The sequence below is a fragment of the Streptomyces sp. WAC03905 genome (genome assembly GCF_057371075.1).
On record NZ_JBXYDZ010000003.1, the window covers coordinates 4432536 to 4459118 of the forward strand.

Sequence of the window (26583 nt, forward strand, 5' to 3'; positions counted from 1 at the left end):
CCGGCCCGACCCGGCCCGGTGACGGGCGGACACCGGGCCGGATCGGATGATCGTCGGAGGACGCCCGCGGCGCGTGCACGCGCCCGGGCCGGAGGACTTCAGGGGGAACCGGACGTGAGCAAGGTCGAGGAATTCGAGGAACTGCGGCCGCTGCTGTTCTCGATCGCCTACCGGATCCTGGGCAGCGTCGGCGAGGCCGAGGACGCCGTACAGGAGACGTGGCTGCGCTTCGACGCATCCGCGACCCGGCCCACGTCGACCAAGGCCTTCCTCTCGGCCACCGTCACACGCATCGCGATCGACGTACTGCGCTCCGCCCGCGTGCGGCGCGAGCAGTACACCGGCCCCTGGTTCCCCGAGCCCCTGCTCAGCGACCCGTACGAGGATCCCGCGCGCGCGGCGGAGTTGGCCGACTCGGTGTCCATGGCGGCGCTGCTGCTGCTCGAACGCCTCAGCCCGCTGGAGCGGGCGGTGTTCGTGCTGCGGGAGGTCTTCGCCTTCGGCTTCGACGAGGTCGCCACCGCCGTGGGGCGCTCGGAGGCGGCGTGCCGCCAGCTGCTGGTGCGGGCGCGCCGGCACATGGAGGCCGGCCGGCCGCGCTTCGCGGCCGACCGGCGCGAGCGGCAGGAACTGGCGACGCGGTTCTTCGACGCCCTCAGGGACGGCGACGTGGACGGGCTCCAGACCCTGCTGGCGGCCGAGGTGCAGCTCGTCGGGGACGCGGGCGGCAACGCCCCGCAACTGGCCAAGGCCGTCCTGGGCGCGGCGAACGTGGCCCGCCTGCTGGCCGCGTTCTATCCCTGGCTCGTGCGGATCGACGTGACGTGCGAGCCGCACGACGTCAACGGCGAGCCCGGCGCGATCTTCCGCGACCGCGATGGCAAGGTGCTCCACCTCATGGTCCTCGACGTGCTCGACGGCCGGATCCGCACCATCCGCGCGCTGGGCAACCCCGAGAAGCTCGGCCACGTCGGCCCGGTCGCCGACGCGTGGGCCGTGGCCCGCGAGGTGAAGGAGGCCCGCCGCCGGACGAGGACATCATCGTGAGATGTGACCCACGTCACTCCCGCTGTCCGCTCAGTTTCCGGCCCGCCGACGGTCATCACTACGACGGCACCGCGACGAAGACGTAGGAGACACCCATGGCCGACACCGTGAAGGGCCCCGCCAGCTACTTCCCGTCGATCGAGAAGAAGTACGGTCGCCCGATCGCCGAGTGGAAGGACCTCATCAGGACCTCGCCGCTCACCAAGCACATGGAGCTCGTCTCCTGGCTCAAGACGGAACACGGCCTGGGCCACGGCCACGCGAACGCCCTGGTGGCGGACACGCTGGCGGAAGGCAAATAAAGCCACCCGGGGGGCGGGGGCTCCGCGAGGGGCGGGGGCTTCGCGGTGGGGCGGGGGCTCCGCGGTGGGGCGGGGGCTCCGCGAGGGGGCGGAGGCTCCGCGAGGGGGCGGGATCCACTCGGCCGGCATCGGAGAGGTGCTGGGGTTTCCCGTCAGTCCCATCGTCTTCCGTGTCGGGCCGGCCCCTCAAGGGCGCTCCCTGCGGTCGCGTCACTTCGTGATGGCCTTCGGCCACCCTTGACCGCCCGCCCCGCCACGGAAAATCCGAGGACTGCCAGGAAGCCCCCAGAAGAACGGGCCGGGCGTTCCGTTCCAGGGACGGGGCGTCACAGAAGCGGGCCGGTGGTTGGGGTGCGCCCCACATCGCTACGCGCTCCTCGAGGACGGCGCCCGCAGGCCCCGTGGGCTGGGCATAAGCCGCCACCCATCGCTACACGCTCCTGTGGGACGGCGCCCGCAGATGTCGTGGGCTGGACATAGGCCGCCACCGATCGCTACGCGCTCCTCGATCACGCGTCTGCGGTCCGTCTGGGGCCGGACGGAGGCCGCCATCGATCGCTAGGCGCTCCCGTGGGACGGGCAGAGGCAGCCCACTACGGCCCGGCTTTCCCGATCACGCGTCTGCAGTTCGTCCGGGGCTGGCCGCGGGCCGCAGAAACTTTCCATCGCCCCTCGCGGAAGGCGTCCGACGCTTGTTCGCGGTCGGGACGGGAGAAAACGGCGGACCGGGGAGCGATCCATCGGCTCAGCCGATGCCAACCCCAGAGAGCGGGATGGTGGGCTCCCATCCGCCGGTACAGATAGGGGTGAATGGGGCATATTGGCGTCTTCCCGGGGCGCCCACCCACGCACACATGGATTGGGTTCGCTCCTGCCGTCGTCTGACGCTTTTCCACCCCGTGGGAGGGGCGGACGCCGTCTGCGCGGGGCGGTGGAAGGTTTCTGCGGCTTGCGACCCGCCCCGGACGAACTGCAGACGCGTGATCGAGAGCGCGCCGCGATCGATGGCGGCTTATGCCAAGCCCCAGGCGGACCGCGGCCGCGTGAGAGAGGAGCGTGCGCGACAGGTGGCGGCCTGTGCCCAGCCCAGGGGGCTCGCTGACGCCGTCGTCGAGGAACGCGTAAATCGCTGGCGGCTTATGCCCAGCCCAAGGGGCTCGCAGGCGCCGTCGTCGAGGAGCGCGTAGCGATTGGTGGCGGCTTATGCCCAGCCCAAGAGGCTCGCGGACGCCGTCTGGCAGGAGCGCGTAGCGATTGGTGGCGCACCCCTGGCCCCGCTGGGTGTCTCCGACACCCCGTCCCTTGATCGATGGCCCGGCCCGTTCTTCTGGGGGCTTCCTGGCAGTCCTCGAATTTTCCGTGGCGGGGCGGGCGGTCAAGGGTGGCCGAAGGCCATCACGAAGTGACGCGACCGCAGGGAGCGCCCTTGAGGGGCCGGTCCGACACGGAAGACGATGGGACTGACGGGAAACCCCAGGACATCTCTGATGCCGGCCGAGTGGATCCCGCTCCTTGCGGAGCCCCCGCTCCTTGCGGAGCCCCCGCTCCTTGCGGAGCCCCCGCTCCTTGCGGAGCCCCCGCTCCTTGCGGAGCCCCCGCTCCTTGCGGAGCCCCCGCTCCTTGCGGAGCCCCCGCTCCTTGCGGAGCCCCCGCCCCTTCCGCAGCCCCCCGCCCCTTCCCGCCGTCGTCTTTTCTAGCCTCGGCCCAGGAGGATCGTGGCCGAGGAGCAGAACCAGCCGCCTGTGCCCGACGTCAGGGCGACCTGGGGGAGGTGGCCGCCGGGTTTGGTGACCTGGCCCGCGCCCGCCTCGCCGCGGAGTTGGCGGACCGCCTCGACCAGGAGGAACAGGCCGCGCATGCCGGGGTGGCAGGCCGACAGGCCTCCGCCGTCCGTGTTGACCGGGAGTTCTCCCTCGCGCAGCAGCCGTCCCTTCTCCACGAAGGCGCCCCCTTCACCCTTCGCACAGAAGCCGAGGTCCTCCAGGGTCACCAGCGTCATGTACGTGAAGGCGTCGTAGATCTCCGCGAGATCGACGTCCGCCGGGGTGAGACCGGCCTGCTCGAAGGCGATGCGGCCCGAGACGGCGGCCGGGGAGACGGTGAAGTCCTCCCACTCCGACATGGTGGTGTGGGAGACGGAGGCGCCGGCACCCAGGACCCACACCGGCGCCTTCGCGGTGTCGGGCACGTAGTCCTCCGCGGCCAGGAGCACGGCGCAGCCGCCGTCCGAGCGGATGCAGCAGTGCAGTTTCGTGAAGGGGTCGGCGATCATCTCGCCGGAGAGGACGTCCTCGACGGTGATCGGGTCGCGGAACATCGCGTCGGGATTGGTCGCCGCGTTCGCCCGGGCCTGCACGGCGACGGAGGCGAGCTGCTCCAGGGTCGTGCCGTACTGGTGCATGTGGCGGCGGGCGGCCATGGCGTACTTGGAGATCAGCGTGTGGCCGTACGGGACCTCGAACTGCAGTGGCCCGCGGGCGCCGAAGGAGAGGTTCGAGGTGCGGCGCCGGGCCTTGATGTCGGCCCGGGCGGTGGATCCGTAGACCAGGAGCACGGCGTTGGCGTGGCCCGCGGCGATCGCGTCCGCCGCGTGCGCGGCCATGACCTCCCAGGTCGAGCCGCCGACGGTGGTGGAGTCGACCCAGGTGGGGCGCAGCCCCAGGTACTCGGCCACCTCGACCGGCGCGAGCGTGCCGAGGCCGGCCGAGGCGAAGCCGTCGATGACGGTGCGGTCGAGGCCGGAGTCGGCCAGGGCGCGCCGGGCGGCCTGCGCGTGCAGGGCGTACGGGGTGGGGCCGTCGACCCGGCCGCAATCGGACAGGGCGACGCCGACCACGGCGACCCGCCGGGCGGGCCGGGGGGCGGTTCCAGGTGTGAGTCCAGGCATGCGAGGACGGTACATCTGACGTATCGTCAGATGCTAGGCCGCGGCCTGGCTCCGGCCGTCCGGGGCTCCGGCCCCTCCGCGGCTCGGCCCCTTTCCCACCCGCCCCCCGCGGTCCGGCCCCTTCCCCGCCCTCGGCTCGACTCCCCGCCCCTCGCGCGGCCCGCCTCCCGGCCCCGCCCTCGGTCGCTGATTCCGCCCGTGGTCCACGCCCCCGGGCCGCCCCCGGCCGGCCCCCGCGCCGCCCCCGGGGTGCCCGTCCGGGCGCAACCCGGTCCCGTCGCCCCCTGTGCATCTGTCGCCTGCCGCCCTAACATGACGGCCCGTCAGATACGGGGAGGAGCCCGACGATGGATGCCGCCTTCACCGCGGAGCAGGACGAGATCCGGCGTACCCTGCGCGAGATCCTGGGCAAACGCTGCGGCCCCGACGAGGTCAAGGCCGCCGTCCGCACCGAGGCCGGATACGACCGCGAGCTGTGGCAGCAGCTCTCCCGGCAGCTCGGGCTGCCGGGCATCGCCGTCGCCGAGGAGTACGGCGGGGTCGGCTGCACCCCCGCCGACCTGGCGCTGGCCTGCGAGGAGACCGGGCGGGCGCTGCTGCCCTCGCCGCTGCTGGCCACCGCCGCGCTCTGCGTGCCCCTGATCACCGCCCTCGGTACGGCCGCCCAGCGCTCCGCGCTGCTCCCGCCGCTCGCGTCGGGCGGGCTGACCGCCGCCCTCGCCGTCCCCGGCCCGGCGCTCGCCACCGCCCTCGCGCTCACCGGTGACGACCCCGAGGGGCAGTGGTCCGGCGGCGGACGGGCCGGCGGGATCCAGGCCCGCACCGACGCGTCCGGCGGCTGGCGGCTGTACGGGGAAGCCGCCCAGGTGCTGGACGGACACAGCGCGCCCCTGCTGCTGGTCGCCGCGCACACCGGCGGCTTCGCACGCAGCCGCACGCTGTTGTTCCTCGTACGGGAGGACGCGCCGGGCCTTGTGCGGACCCGGCAGACCGTCCTCGACGAGACGCGCCCGCAGGCCCGGATCGAACTACGTGACGTGCCCGCGGAGTTGCTCGGCGACGGCGACGGCGAGGGCGACGGCCACGGCCACGGCCACGGCGTCAGTCACGACGTCAGTCACGACGTCAGCCACGGCGGCAGCGACGGCGCGGGGGCCGTCGGCGTGCCCGGGGCCCTCGCCGCCACCGGGCGGACCGCCGCCGCCGTGCTCGCCGCCGAAGCGGTCGGGGCGGCCGACCAGGCGCTCGCGCGCACGGTGGAGTACGTCCGCCAGCGCGAGCAGTTCGGCCGGGCCATCGGCTCCTTCCAGGCGGTCAAGCACCGGCTCGCCGACCTGTACGTGCAGGTACAGGCGGCCCGCTCGGCCGCCTACTACGCCGCCTGGGACCCGGCCCAGGGCGGCCTCGCGCTGGCGCAGGCGCTGGAGGCGCTGCGGCTGACGGCGGGAGAGGCGATCCAGCTGCACGGCGGCATCGGCTTCACCTGGGAGCACGACGCGCACCTCTACTTCAAGCGGGCGGCCGCCGACGAGTTGCTCTTCGGCCCCGTGCACCGGCTGCGGGCCCACGCCGCCGACCGCGCGGGCCTCTTCGCGCCGTCCCCGTCCCCGTCCCCCTCCGGGGCCGCGTCCCCGGCGTCCGGGCCGGCCGCCGGGGGCGCCTCCGCCTCCGCGTCCGCGTCCGCGTCCGCGTCCGCACCCGCATCCTCCGCCGCGGCCGGCGCCGCGTCCCCGCCCGCACAAGAGAAGGTGGCCGTCTGATGGCTCGCGTGGCTCCCGGCGTCAAGCTGATGCAGAAGGTCTCCTCGACCATGCTGTTCGCCAAGGTCGCACCCCACTTCATCCCCGCCCTGGACAAGGCGGTGCACAAGCTCACCCGAGGCAAGGTCATGCTGAGCGCCCGGATGCTGCCGGGCGTGATCCTCACGGCCAAGGGCGCGCGGACGGGCGAGCCGCGCACCACTCCGCTCGCGTGCATGCCGGAGGACGGCGGGACGAGCTGGATCCTGATCGGGTCCAACTTCGGCCGGCCCGGGCACCCGGCATGGACCGGGAACCTGCTCAAGCACCCGGACGCGGACGTGAGTTGGCAAGGGAGGGACATCGCGGTACGGGCCCGGCTGCTGGCGGGTGAGGAGCGCGAGGCGGCGTGGCGGGCGGTGCTGGGGTTCTGGCCGCCGTACGCGACGTACCAGGCGCGCATCGAGCGTGAGATCAGGCTGTTCCGCCTGGAGCGTCGCTGATCCCGGGCGGGGGCCGGCGCTGGCGCGGGGCCGGCCGGGGGAGGCGGACCCTGAGCGGGTCCGCCGTTACCTGGTCGGCTTCTTGCCGGTGATGCCGAGGTGGACGAGCAGGGCCAGGTTCGGCTTCAGCTCGGCCTGCTTGACCCCCCAGGCCTGGAAGCCCTTCTGGTGGGAGGCGACCGCGGCCAGCATCGCGACCAGTGAACCGGCCATCGCGGCGGGGCTGACGTCCTTGTCGACCTTGCCCTTGGCCTGGAGCTCCTTGACCGACTCCGTGAGGGAGTTGGTGACCGAGTTCAGGATCTTCATGCGGATCTTGTAGAACCGCTTGTCGCCCTCGGCGGCACCGAGGTCGACCACGCGCAGGATCGCGTCGTTGCGACGCCAGAACTCCAGGAAGCCGTCGACGAGTTCCTCGGCGGCAGACCACCCGGACTTGCCGATCCAGGTCCGGCCCTCGACGAGCGACGTCAACTGCGCGCCCTCGGTGGCCATTTGCTCGGCGATCTCCAGGACGGCGCCTTCGACGTCCGGGAAGTACTGGTAGAAGGTCGCGGGGGAGGTACCGGCCTTGCGGGCGACGTCGATCACCTTGACGTCGCGGTACGGCGAGGAGCTGAGCATCTCGCTGAGGCAGTCGAGCAGCTTCTGCCGCGTCGCCTGGCCGCGCCGGCCGGCGACACGCCCGTCGACGGTGCGTACTTGTCCTGTCATGCCGTCAGCTTACCGAGGGGTGATCGGCGCGCTATTCGGCCGCCTGCAAATGGGGTTACGGGGTCCCTGGCCTGGGTGGAAGGGCGTCCCGGGCGGCCGAACCGGCGGATTCGGGCCGGTGCGGCGCGCGGTGACGGCCCGGGTGCGGGGCGTGGTCGTGAGCCGGATGCGGAGCGTGGGCGCGGGCGCAGCGCGGGGCGCCGGCGCAGCGCGGGCGTGGCCGCAGGGCCGGGCGCCCCGCTGTCCCGGCCGGGTGCCCCGGCGTCTCCCGGCCGCGTGCCCCGGCGTCTCCCGGCCGCGTGCCCCGGCGTCTCCCGGCCGCCTACCCCGGCGTCTCCCGGCGGGGATTCCCCGCGGGCCTGACCGGGCGTGTCGCCCGGTTCCGCGGAGTTTCCCCCGAATAGTCTTATCAACAGGCTGTGGACAAGTTTTCGGGCGGATCATGGCTGGGAGAGGTGGGAGGGTACACACCCCCGCAGAACGGAAGGAACCGGGGCCATGGCCGCATTCGTGGAGGGCACACCCTGCTGGGTGGACGCCTCGCTTCCGGACGTCGAGGCGGGCAAGCGGTTCTACGGCGAGCTCTTCGGGTGGACCTACGCGGACAGCGCCGGCGCCGAGTACGGCCACTACACGCAGGCCTACAGCCGGGGCCGCAACGTCGCCGCCCTCGCCCCCAAGCCCGACGGCCGGATGCCGACGGTCTGGGGGGTCTACCTCTACACCACCGACGCCTACGCATGCGCCCAGCGCATCCGCGCCGCCGGGGGCCAGATGGTGATGGACCCGATGCCGGTCGGCCCGTACGGCACGGCCGCGATGGCCGCCGACCCCGGCGGAGCCGTCTTCGGTCTCTGGCAGCCCGGCACCCACCACGGCTTCGAGGCCCAGCAGGAGCCGAACACCTACTGCTGGAGCGAGGTCTACACCCGGGCCCGCGACGCCGTGGACGTCTTCTACGCCAAGGTCTTCGGCTACGTCCCGCAGGACCAGGACGACGCCGGCGTCGAGTACCGCATCTGGTCGCCGCCCGGCAAGGCACCCGGCACGGACACCGCCGTCCTGGGCCGCAGCCTGATCACCGACGCCTTCCCGGAGATCATGCCGGCGCACTTCCTCGTCTACTTCGCCGTCCCGGACTGCGACCGGTCAGTGGCGACCGTGCAGCGGCTCGGCGGCCGCGTCACCGCGGACCCCTTCGACACCCCCTACGGGCGCATCGCGGTCGTCGCGGACAATCAGGGGGCGGTCTTCGGGCTCCTCTCGGAACCCCGCGCCGGGGCGGGCGGGTAGCCGCCGCGGGCGGATCGCCGGGCAGATCACACCGCGCAGCTCGCCGTGCCGGGGCCGGACCCGGCCCGGGCCTGACAGAATCGGGGTTGCGCGACCCGGGCTGCGCCCCGGAATGAGACGCTGCACGGGGCACGGCCCCGTGCCGGTGGGAACGGGCCCGGTGAGTGGCCCGTACGGGGAGGTGTGGAGGCGAGTGGTGGAGCAGCTGACGCAGCACGACCCGAGACGGATCGGCCCCTTCGAGGTGCTGGGACGGCTCGGCGCCGGCGGCATGGGGCTGGTCTATCTCGCGCGGTCCGCGTCCGGACGGCGGGTCGCGATCAAGACGGTGCGCACCGAGCTCGCCGAGGACCAGCTCTTCCGCGTCCGTTTCACGCGTGAGGTGGAGGCGGCTCGCGCCGTGTCCGGCTTCTACACGGCTGCCGTGGTCGACGCCGACCCGCGGGCCGCCGTGCCGTGGCTGGCCACCGCGTACGTCCCGGCGCCCTCCCTGGAGGAGATCGTCAACGAGTGCGGGCCGATGCCCGCCCAGGCCGTACGGTGGCTCGCCGCGGGCATCGCCGAGGCCCTGCAGTCCATCCACGGCGCCGGCCTCGTCCACCGCGACCTGAAGCCGTCCAACGTGCTCGTCGTCGAGGACGGCCCGCGCGTGATCGACTTCGGTATCGCGAGCGGTGTCTCGAACACCCGCCTGACCATGACGAACGTCGCCGTCGGCACCCCCGCCTACATGTCGCCCGAGCAGGCGAAGGACTCGCGCAGCGTCAAGGGCGCCAGTGACGTCTTCTCGCTCGGTTCCACGCTGGTCTTCGCCGCGACGGGGCACCCTCCGTACCACGGGGCGAATCCGGTGGAGACGGTCTTCATGCTGCTGCGCGAGGGCCCGAACCTGGAGGGGCTGCCCGAGGAGCTGCGGCCGCTGATCGAGTCCTGCATGCAGATGGACGCCTCGCTGCGGCCGACCCCGGCCGATCTGCAGGCGCAGCTGGCGCCGCACCTGTTCGACGGCGGCGACGACAGCGGTACCGCGTCGGCGTGGCTGCCCGGCCGCGCCGTCGCGATGATCGAGGCCCGGCGCGCGGGCAACCGTACGCCCGCCGCTGCCGTGCCCGCGCCCGGCCGCGGTGGCGGTGCGGGGTCCCGCGGGCCGCTGTCCGAGCAGGCGACGCACCGCCGCCCGCGCGGCGCCGAGGGCTGGGTGGACCCGCGTACCGGCCAGGCCGTGCCGCAGCGCCCGCACCACCCGCCGCGGTCCCCGGTGCCGTCGGGCGAGCCCGTCCGCCTGGGCGGCTCGCCGGTGCCGATCGGGCCCGGCCCGTTCGCGACGGCCGCGGCGTCGGCCGCGCACGCCTCCGCCGTGGACTCGGCGACCGGCTGGGTCCGCTCGCCCGACGGGTCCGTACCCGCGCATGCGGCCGGACCGGCCGCGTCGTCCGTGCCGAGCCCCGGACCGGCCCCGGACAGCGGCCGCTGGCGGCCGTGGCGCTTCCGCATGTCGAACGAGGTCTGGGGCACCCCGACCGTCGCCGGCAACCTCCTCTACGTGACCTCCTTCGAGGTCCACGCGCTGGACGTGGCGAGCGGCCGCCGCCAGTTCAAGACCCGGGACGTCGCCTGGTCCATGGCCGTCGCCGACGGCCGGATCCACGCCTCCGACGGGCCCTCCCTGTACGCGCTCGACGGCTCCGACGGCTCCGAGCGGTGGCGGCTGTCCACCGACGCCTGGGTGTACGCGCTGCGCGCCGAGCGCGGCACCGTCGTCACCGCCACGCGCGGCGGCGGCGTCCAGGCCTGGGAGGCCTCCACCGGCCACAAGCTGTGGGAGCTGACCGGCGCGCAGAGCGACTTCGAGACGCCCGAGGCGGCGCCCGTCCTCCACGACGGCACCGTGTACGTGTGGCAGGACGCGCGGCTGCGCGCCCTGGACGCCCGCAGCGGCCGCGAGTCCTGGTCGTACCCGATCGGCGACGCGGGTTCCTGCGGGAACGTGCCCGTCCGGGTCACGCCCGCCCCGGACGGCAACGTGTACGTGGCGGCCGGCACCCGGGTCCTGTCGGTGGACCGGGCCTCGGGCCGGGTCCGCTGGCACTTCGAGGCGCCCGCGGTCTTCCTGGCCCCGCCGGCGTTCGCGCCGGGCGCGGCCGTCACGGGCGGCGGGGTCTACCTCGCCGACTACCTGGGGACCGTCTACGCCCTCGACGCTGCCACCGGCCAGGACCGCTGGCGGATCGCGACCGAGTCGCGGCAGTCCTCCGACCCGGTGCTCGTGGTGGGCGGCAACGTCCACCTGGGGGCGGGCAGCGCGCTCTACACGCTGGACGCGGTCACCGGCACCCCGAAGTGGCGGTTCGCGGCGGGCGGCGAGATCACGGGCCTCCCGGCGGTCGCGGACGGCCGGGTGCACTTCGGGTCGGCCGACCACTGCCTGTACACGCTGGACGCGGCGGGCGGCCAGCTGCGCTGGAAGCTGGCCACGGGCGGCGAGATCACGGGCGCACCGGTCGCGGAGGCGGGCGTGGTGTACGCGTGCAGCAAGGACCGCTGCGTGTACGCCCTGGACGCGGCGAAGGGCACGGGCACCCGTACGAGCGGGTGACCCGGCGGGGGCCGGGATCGGCCCCGCCGGGTAGCGCACCGCACCGGGAGTGACAGGATGGACCCCATGAGCAACGTCTACTTCGACATCAACATCAACGGCGCCCCCGCCGGCCGCATCGTCTTCAACCTCTTCGACGACGTCGTCCCGAAGACGGCGCGCAACTTCCGCGAGCTGGCCACCGGCCAGAACGGCTACGGCTACGCCGGCTCGGGCTTCCACCGCGTCATCCCCCAGTTCATGCTGCAGGGCGGTGACTTCACCAACCACAACGGCACCGGCGGCAAGTCCATCTACGGCGAGAAGTTCGAGGACGAGAACTTCCAGCTGAAGCACGACCGCCCGTACCTGCTGTCGATGGCGAACGCCGGCCGCAACACCAACGGCTCGCAGTTCTTCATCACCACGGTCGTCACCTCGTGGCTCGACGGCAAGCACGTCGTCTTCGGCGAGGTCGTCGAGGGCCAGGAGCTCGTCGACCAGATCGAGGCCCTGGGCTCCCAGTCCGGCGCCCCCAAGGGCAAGGTCGAGATCGCGGCCTCCGGCGTCGTCGACGCCGCCTGATCCCCACCCGCCGGCACGGCCGGTCGGCCCCGCCCCCTCCCCGGGGGCCGGGGCCGCCGCCGTTTCCGGGGCCGCCTGGTAGCGTGACCGGCCGTCTGTCCAAGGGGGAGGTGGTCGGCCATGGTGTCCGGGCGTCGGATCAGGTTCACCGCGGTACTGGTGGCCGTCGTGTTCGCACTGACGGGGTTCTCGTCGCACGGCGGGAGCAGCGGCGGGAAGAGCAAGAGCGGCAGCAAGGGCAGCGGCGGAGGCGGCTGCTCCAGCTCCAAGAGCAAGAAGAAGAGCCGGAGCGGCGGGAACGGCGGCACGGCCTCCGCGTCGCCCACCGCCTCCGCGAGTTCCGGTGGCGATCCGGCCAGCGTCGTCGTGGTCACGTGCACCGGCTCCGGGACGCCCGTCACCACGCTCCGGTTCACCTCGCGGCTCGACCGCAGGGCCACCGTCGAGGTCGACCTGCGCCGGGAGGGCGCCGGGGGCGCCGCCGTCGACTCCAGGACCGTCCAGGTGGATCTGGGGGCGCGCGAGACCCGTACGGTCGACGTGCCGCTCGACGACCCCGCGCGCGCCGCGGACGTCAGGAGCTGCCGACTGGGCGAGGCCACCACCCGCGGTTCGGGGCCGAGCGCCACCGCCACCCGTACTCCCGGCTCCGGCGCGACGTCCGGGGCCTCCACGGGCACGGGCGTGCCGAAGCCCGGCGCGAGCAAGTCCCGCAAACCCCGCTGACGGGACGCGTCAGCGCAGCCGGGGCCGGGGGGCGGAGCGGCGGTCCGCGAACAGACCGGCCTGGCGTTCCGGTGGCAGGTTGCCCAGGGCGATCAGCGCCGGGGCCTGTGCCAGGGCCTGCTGCAGGGCGGCCTGCTTCGCCGACCACAGCGCCCGTACGGTGCCCTGTACGGCCTCCGTCGGGAAGCCCGCCAGGGTCTGCGCCGCGCGCAGGGCGGCCGGGAGCAGCCCGTCGGGCCCGGCCAGCTCCGAGACCAGGCCGATCTCGTGGGCCCGGCGTGCGGAGAGCCGTTCGGCGGTGCCCATCAGGGACATCCGGGCGGCTTCGCCGAAGGGCATGCGCTGCGCCATGTAGACGGCCTCGTACGCGCTGACCATCCCGTAGGTGGTGTGCGGGTCGAAGAAGGTGGCCGTCTCGGAGGCGATGAGGAACTCCGACTCGCCCAGCAGGTAGAAGGCCCCACCGCAGGCCATGCCGTTGACGGCGGCGATCACCGGCTTCCACAGGTCGCAGGACTTGGGGCCGATCGTGAGGAGCGGGTCGTCGGCGGAGTAGGGCGAGGCGGGCTGCGGCACGTCGACGCCGCGGTCGATGCCGGTGCAGAAGGCGGCCGTTCCGGCGCCGGTCAGCACGACCGCCCGTACCTCCTCGGCGAACCGGAGTTCCCGCCAGGCCTCGCCCAGTTCCGCGGCGGTGGCCAGGTCGACGGCGTTGTGCCGGTGCTCCCGGTCCAGGGTGACGACCGCGACCCCGGTGGCCTTGTCGCGCTCCACCCGCAGGGTCATGACTTCTCCAGGAGCCAGCGCGGCACGGCCATCCCGCCCAGCTCGGTGAAGGCGACGTGGACGCGGGCGCCGATGCGCAGCCGGGCCGGGTCCACGGAGTCGAGCGGGGCGTCGGCGGAGGTCACCAGGTTCCCGGCGAGCCGGATGTGCGGGGCGTCGGCGAGCTCGACGAGGATCACGTTGTACGGGGCCTGCGCGGCGTAGGCGGGCAGCAGCGGCGGGTGGGGCCGTACGTAGGACCAGATGCGGCCGCGGCCGCTCATGCGGCGCCATGCGCTGTCGAAGGACCGGCAGTGCGGGCAGCAGGGGCGGGGCGGGAAGCGGAGCCGGCCGCAGGCGGTGCAGGCCTGGACGCGCAGTTCGCCGCGGGCGGCGTACTCCCAGAAGGGGGCGCCGTCCTCGTCGGGGACGGGCAGCAGGAGGCCGTCCGCGGGCGGGGCGGAGTGGGGTGCGGTGGTCATGGCTCGGTCAGCTCCTCAGCAGGATCGCGGACGTGGGGACGCCTTCGCCGGCCGTGACCAGGCAGGTCGCGGCGTCCGGGACCTGGGCGGTGGAGACGCCGCGCAGCTGTTTGACGCCCTCGTTGATCAGGTTGAAGCCGTGCACGTAGGCCTCGCTGAGGCCGCCGCCCCCGGTGTTGATGGGGAGCCGGCCGCCCAGTTCCAGGGCGCCGCCCTCGGTGAAGGCGGCGCCCTCGCCGCGTCCGCAGAAGCCGTAGCCCTCCAGCGAGAGGGGGATGAGCGGGGTGAAGGCGTCGTAGATCTGGGCGACGTCCACGTCGGCCGGGCCGAAGTCGGCCTGCTTCCACAGGTGGCGGGCGGCGGTCCAGGCGGGCCCGGACAGGGGGTCGTCGTTCCAGTAGTTGACCATGCCGTGGTGCTGGGCGGGCAGGCCCTGGGCGGCGGAGTGGACGTAGACGGGCCGGTGGCGGCAGTCGCGGGCCCGTTCGGCGGAGACGATCACGCAGGCGAGTGCGCCGTCGGTCTCCAGGCAGTTGTCGAAGAGGCAGAGCGGGTCGCTGATCATGCGGGAGGTCATGTACATCTCGCGGGTCAGCGGGCGCTCGTACATCATCGCGGCGGGGTTCTCGTTGGCCCGGTTGCGGCAGGCCATCGCCACGTTGAAGAGGTGGTCGCGGGTGGCGCCGTACTCGTGCATGTAGCGGCGGGCCAGCATGCCGATCTCGTCGGCGGGGCGCAGCAGGCCGAAGGGCCGGGTCCACTGGCCGGGGGTGGGCAGCTGGACGGTGGTGTTCTTCCAGGGGCGGGGGCCGGAGCCGCGTTTGCGGGAGCGCCAGGCGACGCCGACGGTGGCCTGGCCGGTGGCGACGGCGGCGGCGAGGTGGCCGACGGTGGCGCAGGAACCGCCGCCGCCGTAGCCGATCTTGGAGAAGAAGGTGACGTCGCCGGCGCCGATGGCCTTGGCGACCTCCACCTCGTCGGTCTCCTCCATGGTGTAGGAGGAGAAGGCGTCGACCTCGGACGGGTCGATGCCGGCGTCGGCCAGGGCCGCCAGGATCGCGCGGCAGGCCAGTTCCTTCTCGGACTGCGGCAGATGCTTGGCAAAGGCGGTCTGCCCGATGCCGACTATCGCCGTAGCGTCCTTGAGCGTTGCCGCCATCGCGACCTCCGGGGTGCGCCAGTACTGACAGCCGCGAAGGCTACAGCTAATCTGACGGATAGTCAGCTACTGGGTTCGCGGGAGGGTGACACGCATGGGCGACGACGGGCTGCGCGAGGACGTGCGCGGAGGCCTCCACGGGGGCATGGCCGGGGGCGTGCCCGGCGTGCCCGGTGGCGCGCTCGCGGGCGCGGACGAAAGCGCTCCGCAGGACGGGCACGGGGACGCGGCCGCGGACCCGGGCGCGGACCTGGGCGCGGACCCGGGTGGGGACCCGGGCGCGGAGCCGGGCGGGGACCGGCGCGGGGACCTGCGCTGGGGCACCGTCGCGGGGCTCGTCCGGTCGGCGGCGGCCCGGTACGCCGACCGCGAGGCCGTCGTCGACGGGCGCGTCCGGATCAGCTACGCGCAGCTCGGGGAACGCGTCGAACGGGCCGCGGCGGCCTGCATCGCCGCCGGGGTGCAGTCCGGCGACCGGGTCGCCGTCTGGGCCCCCAACACCCTGGACTGGATCGTCTCCGCGCTCGGCGCCGTCTCCGCGGGCGCCGTCCTCGTCCCCCTCAACACCCGTTTCAAGGGCACGGAGGCCGCGTACGTCCTGCGGCGCAGCCGGGCCCGGCTGCTCTTCGTGACCGGCACCTTCCTCGGCACCTCCTACGTCGCCTCGCTGCGCCGGGCCGCCGCCGAAGGGACCGGCCGCGGGCCGCTGCCCGGGCTTCCGCACCTGGAACAGGTCGTCGTGCTCGCCGAGGACGCCCCCGACACCTTCCGTACCTGGAAGGACTTCCTCGCGGGCGGGGACCGGGTCACGGCGGAGGCGGTCCGCGAGCGCGCCGCGGCCATCAACCCCGCCGCCCCCTCCGACATCATCTTCACCTCCGGCACCACCGGCAGCCCCAAGGGCGCGGTGATCACCCACGCCCAGTCCCTGCGCTGCTACGACGTGTGGAGCGAACTCGCGGGCCTGCGCGAGGGCGACCGCTACCTGATCGTGAACCCCTTCTTCCACACCTTCGGCTACAAGGCCGGGATCCTCGCCTGCCTGATGCGCGGGGCGACGATGGTCCCGCAGCCCGTCTTCAACGTCGACACCGTCCTCGCCAACGTCGCCGCCGAGCGGATCTCCGTACTCCCCGGGCCGCCCACCCTGCACCAGTCCCTCCTGGACCACCCCCAGCGCGATCACCACGACCTGTCCGCCCTGCGCCTGGTCGTCACCGGCGCGGCCGTGGTCCCGCTCCGGCTCGTCGAACGACTGCGCGGCGAACTGCGCATCGCCACCGTCCTCACCGCCTACGGGCTCTCCGAGGCGAGCGGCATCGTCACCATGTGCCGCCGCGGCGACCCCGCCGAGACCATCTCCGCCACCTCGGGCCGGGCCATTCCCGACACGGAGGTGGCCGTCCTGGACGGCGCGGGACGGCCGCTGCCGGCCGGCAGCGCCGGCGAGATCGCGGTCCGCGGCCACAACGTCATGCGGGGCTACTTCGAGGACCCCGACGAGACGGCGGCGGCGATCACCCCGGAGGGCTGGCTGCACACCGGCGACGTGGGGGTGCTCGACGAGCACGGCAATCTGCGGATCACCGACCGGATCAAGGACATGTTCATCGTCGGCGGCTTCAACGCCTACCCGGCCGAGATAGAGCAACTCCTCGGCCTGCACCCGGACATCGCCGACGTCGCGGTCGTCGGCGTCCCCGACCCGCGCCTCGGCGAGGTCGGCAGGGCCTACGCGGTCCGCCGCCCCGGCTCCACCCTCACCGCAGACGACCTGATCGCCTGGTCCCGCCGGGAGATGGCCAACTACAAGGTCCCCCGCACGGTGGAGTTCGTCACCGAACTCCCCCGCAACGCCGGCGGCAAGGTCCTCAAACGCGAACTCCGCGCCCGCTGACGCGACGGTCGGGGACAGGGGGTCAGCGGGCGTAGGAGCCCATGCCGACCAGGCAGTAGACGTACTGGTTGAGGACGAGGGAGCCGCGCATGTAGCGGTAGGAGAAGGCGTACTGGGTCTTGGGGTTGTCGTTGCAGCTGTTCAGGTCCGAGGTGCCGGGGATGCTCTCGATCACCCGGTAGTGCGCGTCGGAGGCCGAGCAGGGGACCTCCTCGACGCCGCTGACGCTGCGGGGCGTCGTGGAGTCCGGGAGTTGGCCGTTGAGGCAGGTGCCGCGGTCGAACGGGCTGGGCTCGGGGCTCGGCTCGGCGCTCGGTCCGGGGTCGTACGGGGTGGTGGCGGCCGCTTCGGGCGTCGACGGCCAGGGGGACGGCGTCGTGGGCGTGGGGGTCGGGGACCAGGAGGAGGACCAGGTGGGCGAGGAGTCGGCGGTGGGCTTGGCGTCCGAGTCGTCGTCGTTGCCGACCAGTAGGAAGAAGCCGATGACCAGGACCGCGGCGATGGCCAGCCCCGCCAGGCAGCCGCGCCCGCCACCGGTCGACGGGGCCGGGACGGGCTGCTGCGGTAAGGCGGCGGTCGTGGGCGGGGGAGCGATGCCGCCGGCTCCCGCGATCCACGCCGCACCCGCTCCGGAGACGTGGATGCGCAGCAGGACCTCCTCGCCGCCGACGCGGACCTTGACCAGGTCGCCGTGGCGGCAGGGCGGTATGCGCAGCCGGACCGTGCCGGTCGGCAGTTCCACGGGGAGGATCACACCGTAGGTCGCCTGCTGAGGGGTGATCGTGATGAGCATTTCCTGTGACGACACCGGCTGCTCCAGGGAGTGAGGGCGGTACGCAGGCTGCCTGACGGTTCCTCACGGATTGTGCCCGGTGTCCTGATGGTGACGCAGCCGTTCCGCCGAGTCAGCAGCGGCGGGCCAGGACCAGGCGCCAGCGCGGGGCGCCGCCGGCCTGGCGGCCGAAGTGCTCCAGCGGGACCGTCTCCACCGTGAAGCCCGCCGCCCGCAGGTCCGCGCGCACCCCGCTCAGCGGGAAGGTCCGGTAGTACATGACGAACGGCGGCCGCCAGACCGCGTTGCGCACCCGCATCGCGGCGTCGAAGCCGGCCACCGCCCACCACACCGGTGAGCTCACCGGGATCGGGGCGCCGATCGGGAACGCGAAGACACCGCCCTCGCGCAGCGCGGAGCGCACCCCGGAGAAGAGCGCGGGCCGCTCGGAGGGCAGGAAGTGGCCGAAGGCGCCGAAACTGACCGCGAGGTCGTAGCGGCCCGCCAGCCGGTCCGGCAGGGCCCGTGCGTCGGCCCGTACGAAGTCCACGCGGTCGTCGTCGGCGTGCGTGCGCCCGGCCTCGGCGAGCATGCCCGCGCTGAGGTCCACCCCGGTGACCCGCTCCCGGCACAGCCGCCGCAGCATCCCGATCCCGGCGCCCGTGCCGCAGCACACGTCCAGGCCGGCGCCGAAGCCGCCCTCCCGCTGGGCGAGGGTCTCCTCGACCGCGTCGAGCATCCGGTCCGGGGTGCGGAAGGGGGTGTGGTCGAACTTCGGCGCGAGCAGGTCGTAGCCCCGCTCCACGGAGGAGAGGCCCTGCACTGCCAGTTCGCGGACGCTCGGCCCGTGGGAGGAGAACACGCCCCCAGCCTAAGCCGCACCCGGCACCCCGGCCGGGAATCCGCCCGGGCGCACGTGTGCGGCGGTCGCGGTGGCTCCCCCTCCGGGCCACCGCGACCGCCGTTCCCCCGTTGCTCCCCCGTACTCCCCCGTGCCCCCGTTTCCCCCGTGGGCCCCCCGTAGGTCGTGCGCCGGTTACGGGCGCGGACCGGACGCGTGGTTGTCCAGCGTCCGGATCTCCTCGCCCCCGGCCTGCTCCTGATCGCCCTCGGCCGGTGGCTTGATCTCGATGCCCGACGCGTGGTTGTCCAGGGTTTCGATCTCGACGCCCGAGGCGTGGTTGTCGAGCGGCTTGACGGTGCCGTCGTTCGGCAGAAGGTTCTCGTTCGTCGTCATCGGTTCTCCTGATGGATGGGTGGGACCCGTTCGGCGATTCCCCCGATGACCGCCGAACGGGCAATCCTTCCAACCGGCCCGGATGTCCCCCGACGCACCGGGTCGATGCACCTATCGTGCCGTTCGGCGATAAACGAACGATGAACGCCTCGTTCAACCGGAGCCCGTGCGGATCAGGCGGCGATCTCCGTGGCCAGCAGGGTCTGCACCTCGGCCAGTTCGGCCGAACCCAGGTGCCTGAACACCGTCTCCGCGTCCCGCCAGCAGACCCGCGCCCGGTCCGTCTGCCCCAGCCGCCGCAGCGCCTTGCCCAGGACGGTCAGGACGGTCGCGCGCCGCCACTCCCCGCCGATGCCGCGCAGCGCGATGGCCTGCTCGGCGTGCGCGGCGGCCAGCGTGGGCCGGCGCGCCGCGAGATGGGCCTCGGCGAGCCGGAAATGGGTCACGCCCTCCCACAGGGGCTGCCGGTTGTCGTGGAACAGCGCCAGGGCCTCGGTGAGCTGCGCGAGGGCCTCACCGAGGCGGCCCGCCTGGGTGAGCGCGATGCCGAGCGCGTAGCGGCCGTTGGCCAGGCGCAGGGTCAGGCCCATCCGGTCGTAGATGGCGATGCCCTGCTGCGCGAGGTCTATGGCGCTGCTGAGGTGGCCCAGCTCCACGTGGATGCGGGAGAGGTTGCACAGGGCGCTCGCCTCGCCGACGTTGTTGCCGTCGGCGCGGAAGTTCTGGATGGCCTGCAGCAGGTACCGCTCGCCGTCCGCGTGCCGCCCCTCGTAGAGGGCGATGATCCCGCGGTCGTTGGGCGCCCAGCAGCTGGGCAGCGGGTCGCCGGCCTCGCGGGCCAGGGCCGTGGCCTGGCGGGCCTCGTCGTCGGCCTCGGCGAAGCGGCCGGCGACCAGGTGGACGTTGGTGAGGGTGGTGCGGGCACGGCCCTCGGCGTACGGGTCCTTGGCGGCCTGGGCGGCGTCGCGCAGGGCGGTCGCGGCCGACTCGTACTGCTTGGAGTTGGCGCCCGACTCGGCCAGGTCCTTGGCCGCCCACAGCAGGTCCACGCCCCGGCGCAGGACGGGTGAGTCACCGCCCCGTACGGACGCCTGCCGTACGCACGCCAGCAGCGGGCCGGCCTCGGCGTACAGCCAGTCCAGGGCGGTGCGCGGCTCGGCGAAGACCAGTCCGGGGTAGTGGGTGTCGGACAGGTGCGCGGGCAGCCGGTCGCCGGGGCGTTCCAGGGCGTAGACCCCGGATGCGGTGGCCAGGTAGAAGTCCAGGAGGCGGTCCAGGGCCGCCTCGCGCCCGCTCGGCGGCTGCTCGTCACGTTCGGCGCAGGCACGCGCGTAGAGGCGTACGAGGTCGTGGAAGCGGTAGCGGCCGGGGGCGGCGGATTCGAGGAGGGAGCAGTCGACCAGAGCCTCCAGCAGGTCCTCGGTGTCGTACTCGGGCAGGTCGAGTACGGCGGCGGCCGCGGACAGGGAGATGTCGGGGCCGTCGGCGAGGCCGAGGAGGCGGAAGGCGCGCTGCTGGGCCGGTTCCAGCTGGCCGTAGCCCAGCTCGAAGGTGGCCTTGACGGCGAGGTCGCCGGCCTGGAGTTCGTCGAGGCGGCGCCGTTCGTCGGCGAGCTTGGCGGCGAGGACGGAGACGGTCCAGGTGCGGCGGGCCGCGAGCCGGGAGGCGGCGATGCGGATGGCCAGCGGCAGGAACCCGCAGGCGCCGACGACGTCGAGCGCGGCCTGGCGTTCGGCGCGTACGCGTTCCTCGCCGACGATGCGGGTGAAGAGCTGGAGGGCCTCCTCGGGGCTCATCACGTCGAGGTCGACGAGATGCGCCCCGGCGAGGCCCGCCATGCGGACCCGGCTGGTGACGAGGGCGGCGCAGCCGGCGGTGCCGGGCAGGAGCGGGCGGACCTGGGCGGCGTCGCGGGCGTTGTCGAGGAGGACCAGGACGCGGCGGCCGTCGAGGGTGGAGCGGTAGAGGGCGGCCCGGTCGGCGGGGGAGTCGGGGATGGCGGTGTCGGGGGTGCCGAGCGCGCGCAGGAAGGAGCCGAGGACGGCCTCCGGTTCGGCGGGGCGGGCCTCGGTGCCCTGGAGGTCGACGTAGAGCTGGCCGTCGGGGAAGTGCGGACGGGCGGCGTGCGCGACGTGCACGGCGAGGGTGGTCTTGCCGACGCCGCCGATCCCGGCGAGCGCGGAGACGGCCATGACCTGGTCCTGGGCGCCGCCGGAGAGGATCGTGCCGAGCTCGGCGACGAAACTGGAGCGGCCGGTGAAGTCGGGTACGGTCGCGGGCAACTGGGCGGGCCTCACGTGAGCGGCCGCGGCGGCCGGGGCGGGGTCTTCCGCGCGGGCCAGGTCGGCGTCGGCGTTCAGGATGCGCTGCTGGAGGGCGGCGAGCTCGGGGCGCGGGTCGACGCCGAGTTCGTCCGCGAGGAGGCGGCGGGTGTCGGCGTAGACGGCGAGGGCTTCGGCCTGCCGGCCGCTGCGGTAGAGGGCGAGCATGAGCAGCTCGCGCAGCCGTTCGCGCAGGGGGTGGGCGGCGGTGAGGGCGGTCAGCTCGGAGACGGCCTCGGCGTGGTGACCGACCTCGAGGTCGAGGTCGAGGCGGGTCTCCAGCAGTTGCAGGCGCCATTCGGCGAGCCGGGTGCGTTCGGTCTCGGCGTGCGGGCCGGGGATCCCGGCGAGGGGTTCGCCCTCCCACAGGTCGAGGGCGCGGGACAGGAGCGTACGGGCGAGGCCGCGGTCACCGGCGGCCCGGGCCGCTTCGGCGTCGGCGGCGAGGCCGCGGGCGACGCCGAGGTCGAGGGTGGCGGCGGACCGCAGCCGGATGGCGTAGCCGCCGGACTCGGTGACGAGCAGGCCGGGGGCGACGACCTTGCGCAGGCGGGAGGCGTAGGTGCGGATGGTGGCCAGGGCCTGCTGGGGCGGGTCCTCGCCCCAGATGGCGTCGATCAGTTCGGGTGCGGTGGCGGTGCGGCCGTCGCGGAGCAGGAGTACGGCGAGCAGGGCGCGCTGCTGGGGGGTTCCGGAGGGCAGGGCCTCGGCGCCCCGCCAGGCGCGGACGGGCCCGAGGACGGCGAACCGGGACTCGCCCGCGGTGCCGCTCGCCGCGCCGCTCGCCGTGCCGCCTGAGGCGGGCCCGGCCGGACGCGGGGTGGTGTCCGCGGTGGTGTCGGCGGGTCGGCCGGTGGCGGGCTGGGCCGGACGCGGGGCGGTGGTCATGGCGGTGTCGGTGGCGCGGACGGTGGCGGGCTCGGCCGGGTCGTCCGCGGCGAGGCGGGCGGGCCGGGGGGTCCCGCCTCCGACGGCGTCGGCTGCCGGGGCGGCGGGACCGGTCGCGGCCGCGGCGGCCTGCCGGCCGGACGGGGCTCCGCCGCCGGCCGGGCGGCCGGTGTGCGCGGCGGCCGGGGCGGTGGTGGTCCCGGAGGGGGTGGCGCCCGTGCTCGTACCCGGTCCGGTCGTGGTTGCGGTTGCGACGGCGGTGGGCGCGGGGTGTGCGGTGCCGGCTCCGGTGGCCGCGGTGGCTTCCGGTCCTGTACCCGTCCCGGGTCCGGTTGCGGTGGCCTTCGGCCCTGCCGGTCCGGCGGGGGAGCCGCCGGTCTCCCGGTCCGAGCCGCGGACGGCGGCCGTGGGAACGGTTTCTGATGCGGCGGCAGCCGCACGGACCTCGGGGTGGTTCCGCGGGTGCGGGATGGCCGGTACGCCGTCCATCTGTCGTCCCCCCTGCCTTCCGTCGGTGTAAGGGCCAGTCTGCCCTGTCTCGCGCGTACCCGTCAGCCCGTCCATGACCGATCACCGACCAACTAGCTGACGGTTCGTCAGATCAGCGCTACCGTATGGGTCATGGAGACCTTCCCGAAGATCATCTCGGTGGACGACCACACGGTTGAACCGCCCCATGTCTGGCGGGACCGGCTCCCGTCCAAGTACCGGGACACCGGCCCCCGTGTCGTCCGCGCCCCCTTGAAGGAAATGACCTTCCTCGGCGGCAAGTTCGCTCCCGTCATGGGAGCGAAGGGCGACGACGGCCCCATCGGCGACTGGTGGGTCTACGAGGACCTGCACCGGCCCCTCACCCGCCTCGACACCGCCGTCGGGTACGACCGCGACGAGATCAAACTGGAAGTCATCACCTACGAGCAGATGCGCCCGGGATCCTTCTCGGTTCCCGACCGGCTCGCCGACATGGACGTCAACCACGTCCAGTCGGCCCTCTGCTTCCCCACCTTCCCCCGGTTCTGCGGCCAGACGTTCACCGAGGCCGAGGACCGTGAGCTGGGGCTGCTCGGCGTACGCGCCTACAACGACTGGATGGTGGAGGAGTGGTGCGGCCCCGACGCCCGGGGCCGTCTGATCCCCCTCACCCTGATCCCGCTCTGGGACGCCCGCCTCGCCGCCGCCGAGGTCCGCCGCAACGCGGCGCGCGGCGTGCGCGCGGTCGCCTTCTCGGAGATACCCCCGCACCTGGGCCTGCCGTCGATCCACACCGACGAGTGGGACCCCTTCCTGCAGGCGTGCGACGAGACCGGCACGGTCATCGCCATGCACATCGGGTCCTCGTCCCGCATGCCGTCCACCTCCGCGGACGCCCCGCCCGCGGTCGGGTCCACCATCACCTTCGCCAACTGCTGCTTCTCGATGGTCGACTGGCTGATGAGCGGCAAGTTCGAACGCTTCCCCAACCTGAAGATCATGTACGCGGAGGGCCAGATCGGCTGGATCCCGTACATCCTCGAACGCGCTGACGTCGTCTGGGAGGAGAACCGCGGCTGGGGCGGAGTCGCGGACAAGGTGCTCCGGCCGCCGTCGGAGCTGTTCGCGGAGCACGTCTTCGGCTGCTTCTTCGACGACGCTTTCGGCCTGAAGAACCTCGACTCGATCGGCGTCGGCAACGTCCTCTACGAGACCGACTACCCCCACTCCGACTCCACCTGGCCGAAGTCCCGCGAGGTCGGCGAGGCCCAGATGGGCCACCTCGCCCCGGACGTGGTGGAGCGCATCGTGCGCGGCAACGCGATCGACCTGCTCGGCCTCACCGCGGACGGCCTGTGGGCGGGAGCGGGACCGGTCGCCTGACGGCTCCGGTCACACCGGTGCCCGACGGCTCGTGACCGCGCCGACCCCCGGCGCGGTCACGAGGGCGAGCGCGACGGCCAGCCCCGCCGCCGTGAGCGCCGGCAGCAGCATCCGTACGTCCACGACGGCGACGAGACCGGCGCCCAGGGCCAGCGCCAGCGCGTTCGGTACGAAGACCAGGGTGTTGGCGGTGGCGGCCGTGCGCCCCACGACGGAGTCCGGGACCTCGCGCTGCACGGTGGTCAGGGCGGCGATCAGCACGCACGGCAGGCCCGCGCCGATCAGCGCGCTGCCCGCGAGGGCCGCCGCGTCGTACGGCACCGCCCGCGCGCCGCAGCCCAGCGCGAACAGGGCCGTACCGGCCGCCGTGAACAGCCGGACCGGCATCCGGCGCAGGAGCGGGCCCGCGACGAGCCCGCTCAGGACCGACCCCGCCCCCTGGACGGCGTACAGCACCCCCACGTAGGCGGGCGTGCGGCCCAGCACGTCGTCGGCGACGGCGTAGACCAGCGCGCCGTTGATCCCGGCCAGGAACATCACGGCGGCCGCCGCCGACACCAGCGGGCGCAGCACCGGCGAGTCCCACAGCCGCCGGCCGCCCTCCAGCGCCCGGACGAGGCCGCCCGGGTGCGGAGCGGTCCGGTCCGGTGCGTCGTCGTGCACCCGCAGCATCAGGAACAGGCCCGCCGCCAGCGCGAACGTCAGCGCGTCGAGCAGGGCGACGCCGTCCCCGCCGTACCGGGTGAACAGGGCGGCGCCCGCCAGCGGCGCGAGCAGCTTCATGCTCTCGCCGGCCGTCATCCGCAGACCGTTGAAGTCGCCGAGGAGGCGGACGTCGACCGCCTTGGCGACCAGGCCCGCCTCGGCCGCCTCGTGGAGCGTGCCGCAGGTGCCGTAGACGAGGAGGACGGCGAAGAGCAGCCACACCCGGCCTGCCGAGTCCACCAGGCACAGGACGGGCAGCAGCGCGGCCATGACGAGGCAGGCGGCCACGAGCAGCGGCCGCCGCGGCAGCCGGTCGGCGAGCACCCCGAGGGCCGGCCCGGCGAGGACCGGGGCCCACAGGGCGAACGCCGTCAGCGCCGCCAGGCTGTCCGAGCCGGTCAGCGACTTCACCCAGACCCCGGCGGCCAGCCACATCGCCGTCGTGCCGAACCCGGACACCACCACCCCGAGCAGGTAGAGCCCCGCATTGCGGTCCCGCAGGACCCGTCCGCTTCCCCAGTCGCGCATGGAGCCAGCGTGCGTTCTGAGGTGGGGGCGGCGGATCGGGCGGTTGCCCTATTCGGCGCCCGGGGCGCTGGGCCCGGCCGGCCTCGGTACCCGACGTCCGCGCACGCGGCGCGAGGGCCGCACGGGCGGCGCGAGGGCCGCACGGGCGGCGTGGCCCGTGCGGCCGCAGTGGGCTACTTCGGGGTGACCCACACCTGGCGCTTGTTCGTGTTGGCGGTGTGGAGCTGGACCACGGTGCCGTTGGCGGTCGCGCCGCCGGTCGCGTCGAGGACCTTGCCCGACGCCACGTGGACGATCTGCCCCTTGGCGTTGACCGACCAGCGCTGCGCCGCGGAGCCGTTGCAGTCGTAGAGGCTGATCCTGTTGCCGTTGGTGCTCGCGTTGCGCGCGTTGTCGAGGCACTTGCCGAGCGTGCGCAGGGTGCCGTCCTTGCCCAGGATCCAGGACTGGGCCGCGGTGCCGTTGCACGTGTAGAGCTGGATCTGCGTACCGTTGGCGGCCTTGCCGCCCTTGGCGTCCAGGCACTGGGAGCCGATCCCGCTCACGCGGCCCTGCGGGGACAGGGCCGCCCCGGCGCCCGCCGCGAGGCGGCGCAGGCCCTGGACGTCGAACTGCTGGACGTAGGTGCCCGCCCGCTTGTCCTGGTAGGCGTAGGTCGGGGAGCACATGACCGGGAACTGGCCCGAGTCGGTGCCCTTGACGCAGTCCCCCTTGTTCAGGCTGCGGTTGGCGTGGGTCAGACCCAGCGTGTGGCCGAGCTCGTGGCTGACGTGGTTGCGCATGTACGTCTCGCCCATGGCGGCGGTCGGCTTGCCGGCCGCGGTGAAGAACGAGTCATCGATGTAGGCGTGCCCGCTGGTCACCGTCTCGGCGACGGAGGAGCTGGTGAAGCCGCAGCTGAGACGGGCGGTGCCCGTGCCGTCGCGGACGACCTTCCAGCCGGTGCTGCCCATGGTGCCCTCGCCGGCCGGCGGCACGCAGGGGCGGTGCAGCACCCCGACGACCACCTCGCCCTTGGGCCGGACGTACTCCCAGCCGACCGGCCTGGTGTCGACGGTGACCGGCAGGTTCGTGATGCGGCGCAGGTCCGCGGCGGTCGCCCGGACGTACGGGCCGAGCCAGTCCGCGGACTTCTGGTCGTAGAACTTGATCGTGTAGCCGGCCGTCAGCCACTTGGTGGCGCCGCTCAGCTTCCAGCCCTCGCCCTGCGGTGGGGTGGGCCCGGCGGCCGGGGTGGCGGCCGCAGCAGCGGCGGACTTCGGGGCGGCGGACTTCGGGGCGGCCGGAGGTGCCGCCGTCGTCTGCGGGTCGCCGAGCGACATGACGCCGTTCCTGAAGACCGTCCCGTCGCTGCCGTGCAGGGCGGAGTCCTCCGCGTGGACGTCGGGTGCGTCCCCGGCCGGCGGGGCGCTGTCCGCGGAGCCGGTGGAGCTCGTGGTGCCAGTGGAGCTCGTGGTGCCAGTGGTACTCGTGCTGTCCTCGGTCCCGAAGGCGGTGGAGGGGAGCTGAAGGGTTCCCACGAGCGCGGCCGCGGCCGCCGCGGCCACGATGGATATCCGGTGCTTGCCTGTGAATCGCAAGTTGTCGTTGGCCTCTCGTCAAGA

The 26583-nt window shown here is 73.8% G+C and carries 21 protein-coding genes; 10 read left to right on the top strand and 11 right to left on the bottom strand.

Annotation, left to right across the window (positions count from 1 at the left end):
• Window positions 1-114 precede the first annotated feature (114 nt).
• Both AC2RP6_RS22675 and AC2RP6_RS22680 read left to right on the top strand, forming a co-directional pair.
• Window positions 115-1047, top strand: a complete 933-nt coding sequence (locus AC2RP6_RS22675; protein ID WP_486447840.1) for an RNA polymerase sigma-70 factor — start codon at window positions 115-117, stop codon at window positions 1045-1047.
• Window positions 1048-1142: 95 nt separating this feature from the next.
• Window positions 1143-1349, top strand: coding sequence for a DUF4287 domain-containing protein (locus AC2RP6_RS22680; protein ID WP_486447841.1), 207 nt, complete (start codon window positions 1143-1145; stop codon window positions 1347-1349).
• A 1693-nt stretch (window positions 1350-3042) separates the two neighbouring features.
• Here the strand turns inward: AC2RP6_RS22680 and AC2RP6_RS22685 are convergent.
• Window positions 3043-4236 carry a thiolase C-terminal domain-containing protein gene (locus AC2RP6_RS22685; RefSeq protein WP_486447842.1) on the bottom strand — a complete coding sequence of 398 codons (1194 nt, stop codon included), beginning with the start codon at window positions 4234-4236 and terminating at the stop codon, window positions 3043-3045.
• 347 nt (window positions 4237-4583) lie between these two features.
• Here AC2RP6_RS22685 and AC2RP6_RS22690 point away from each other — a divergent pair, with 347 nt between their 5' ends.
• The gene (locus AC2RP6_RS22690; RefSeq protein WP_486447843.1) at window positions 4584-5996 is read left to right on the top strand and encodes an acyl-CoA dehydrogenase family protein; all 1413 of its coding nucleotides are present in this window, start codon (window positions 4584-4586) and stop codon (window positions 5994-5996) included.
• Window positions 5996-6478: a nitroreductase family deazaflavin-dependent oxidoreductase gene (locus AC2RP6_RS22695; RefSeq protein ID WP_486447844.1), complete on the top strand. Its 483-nt coding sequence runs from the start codon at window positions 5996-5998 to the stop codon at window positions 6476-6478. The genes AC2RP6_RS22690 and AC2RP6_RS22695 overlap by 1 nt, the downstream gene beginning before the upstream one ends.
• A 66-nt stretch (window positions 6479-6544) precedes the next feature.
• Here the strand turns inward: AC2RP6_RS22695 and AC2RP6_RS22700 are convergent, their stop codons facing one another.
• Complete coding sequence (locus tag AC2RP6_RS22700) at window positions 6545-7192, bottom strand: TetR family transcriptional regulator (RefSeq protein ID WP_486447845.1); 648 nt, start codon at window positions 7190-7192, stop codon at window positions 6545-6547.
• Window positions 7193-7690: 498 nt separating this feature from the next.
• Here AC2RP6_RS22700 and AC2RP6_RS22705 point away from each other — a divergent pair, with 498 nt between their 5' ends.
• The 4 genes from AC2RP6_RS22705 to AC2RP6_RS22720 all read left to right on the top strand — a co-directional run bounded on the left by AC2RP6_RS22705 (window position 7691) and on the right by AC2RP6_RS22720 (window position 12371).
• Window positions 7691-8485, top strand: a complete 795-nt coding sequence (locus AC2RP6_RS22705) for a VOC family protein (RefSeq protein ID WP_486447846.1) — start codon at window positions 7691-7693, stop codon at window positions 8483-8485.
• A gap of 196 nt (window positions 8486-8681) precedes the next feature.
• A complete protein-coding gene (gene afsK, locus AC2RP6_RS22710) occupies window positions 8682-11081 on the top strand; it encodes a protein serine/threonine kinase AfsK (protein ID WP_486447847.1) in 2400 nt (799 codons plus the stop codon).
• Window positions 11082-11147: 66 nt separating this feature from the next.
• Window positions 11148-11645 (top strand): peptidylprolyl isomerase, encoded by a 498-nt coding sequence (locus AC2RP6_RS22715; protein WP_486447848.1) that lies wholly within the window; start codon window positions 11148-11150, stop codon window positions 11643-11645.
• 120 nt (window positions 11646-11765) lie between these two features.
• Entirely contained in the window at window positions 11766-12371 is a 606-nt protein-coding gene (locus tag AC2RP6_RS22720; protein WP_486447849.1) for a hypothetical protein, read from the top strand.
• A gap of 9 nt (window positions 12372-12380) precedes the next feature.
• On the opposite strand, the gene AC2RP6_RS22725 is transcribed toward AC2RP6_RS22720, so the two are convergent.
• The 3 genes from AC2RP6_RS22725 to AC2RP6_RS22735 are packed head-to-tail and all read right to left on the bottom strand — an operon-like array spanning window position 12381 to window position 14777.
• Window positions 12381-13157, bottom strand: coding sequence for an enoyl-CoA hydratase/isomerase family protein (locus AC2RP6_RS22725; RefSeq protein ID WP_486447850.1), 777 nt, complete (start codon window positions 13155-13157; stop codon window positions 12381-12383).
• Entirely contained in the window at window positions 13154-13618 is a 465-nt protein-coding gene (locus tag AC2RP6_RS22730) for a Zn-ribbon domain-containing OB-fold protein (RefSeq protein WP_486447851.1), read from the bottom strand. Before AC2RP6_RS22730 ends, AC2RP6_RS22725 begins: the two co-directional genes overlap by 4 nt.
• 7 nt (window positions 13619-13625) lie before the next feature.
• A complete protein-coding gene (locus AC2RP6_RS22735; protein WP_486447852.1) occupies window positions 13626-14777 on the bottom strand; it encodes a lipid-transfer protein in 1152 nt (383 codons plus the stop codon).
• A 94-nt stretch (window positions 14778-14871) separates the two neighbouring features.
• Here AC2RP6_RS22735 and AC2RP6_RS22740 point away from each other — a divergent pair, with 94 nt between their 5' ends.
• On the top strand, window positions 14872-16674 hold the full coding sequence (locus AC2RP6_RS22740; RefSeq protein ID WP_486447853.1) for a FadD3 family acyl-CoA ligase: 1803 nt from the start codon (window positions 14872-14874) through the stop codon (window positions 16672-16674).
• Window positions 16675-16696: 22 nt separating this feature from the next.
• Here AC2RP6_RS22740 and AC2RP6_RS22745 read toward each other — a convergent pair whose 3' ends face one another.
• The 4 genes from AC2RP6_RS22745 to afsR all read right to left on the bottom strand — a co-directional run bounded on the left by AC2RP6_RS22745 (window position 16697) and on the right by afsR (window position 21892).
• Window positions 16697-17482, bottom strand: a complete 786-nt coding sequence (locus AC2RP6_RS22745) for an LppU/SCO3897 family protein (RefSeq protein WP_486447854.1) — start codon at window positions 17480-17482, stop codon at window positions 16697-16699.
• Window positions 17483-17579: 97 nt separating this feature from the next.
• Window positions 17580-18308 (bottom strand): class I SAM-dependent methyltransferase, encoded by a 729-nt coding sequence (locus AC2RP6_RS22750; protein WP_486447855.1) that lies wholly within the window; start codon window positions 18306-18308, stop codon window positions 17580-17582.
• Window positions 18309-18482: 174 nt separating this feature from the next.
• Entirely contained in the window at window positions 18483-18683 is a 201-nt protein-coding gene (locus AC2RP6_RS22755; protein ID WP_486447856.1) for a hypothetical protein, read from the bottom strand.
• A gap of 173 nt (window positions 18684-18856) precedes the next feature.
• A complete protein-coding gene (gene afsR, locus AC2RP6_RS22760; protein WP_486450412.1) occupies window positions 18857-21892 on the bottom strand; it encodes an SARP-family global regulator AfsR in 3036 nt (1011 codons plus the stop codon).
• Window positions 21893-22513: 621 nt separating this feature from the next.
• On the opposite strand from afsR, the gene AC2RP6_RS22765 reads away from it, so the two are divergent.
• A complete protein-coding gene (locus AC2RP6_RS22765) occupies window positions 22514-23746 on the top strand; it encodes an amidohydrolase family protein (RefSeq protein ID WP_486447857.1) in 1233 nt (410 codons plus the stop codon).
• A 9-nt stretch (window positions 23747-23755) separates the two neighbouring features.
• Here the strand turns inward: AC2RP6_RS22765 and AC2RP6_RS22770 are convergent, their stop codons facing one another.
• Window positions 23756-24979 (bottom strand): MFS transporter, encoded by a 1224-nt coding sequence (locus AC2RP6_RS22770; protein WP_486447858.1) that lies wholly within the window; start codon window positions 24977-24979, stop codon window positions 23756-23758.
• 173 nt (window positions 24980-25152) lie between these two features.
• A complete protein-coding gene (locus AC2RP6_RS22775) occupies window positions 25153-26559 on the bottom strand; it encodes a ricin-type beta-trefoil lectin domain protein (RefSeq protein ID WP_486447859.1) in 1407 nt (468 codons plus the stop codon).
• Window positions 26560-26583: the final 24 nt, after the last annotated feature.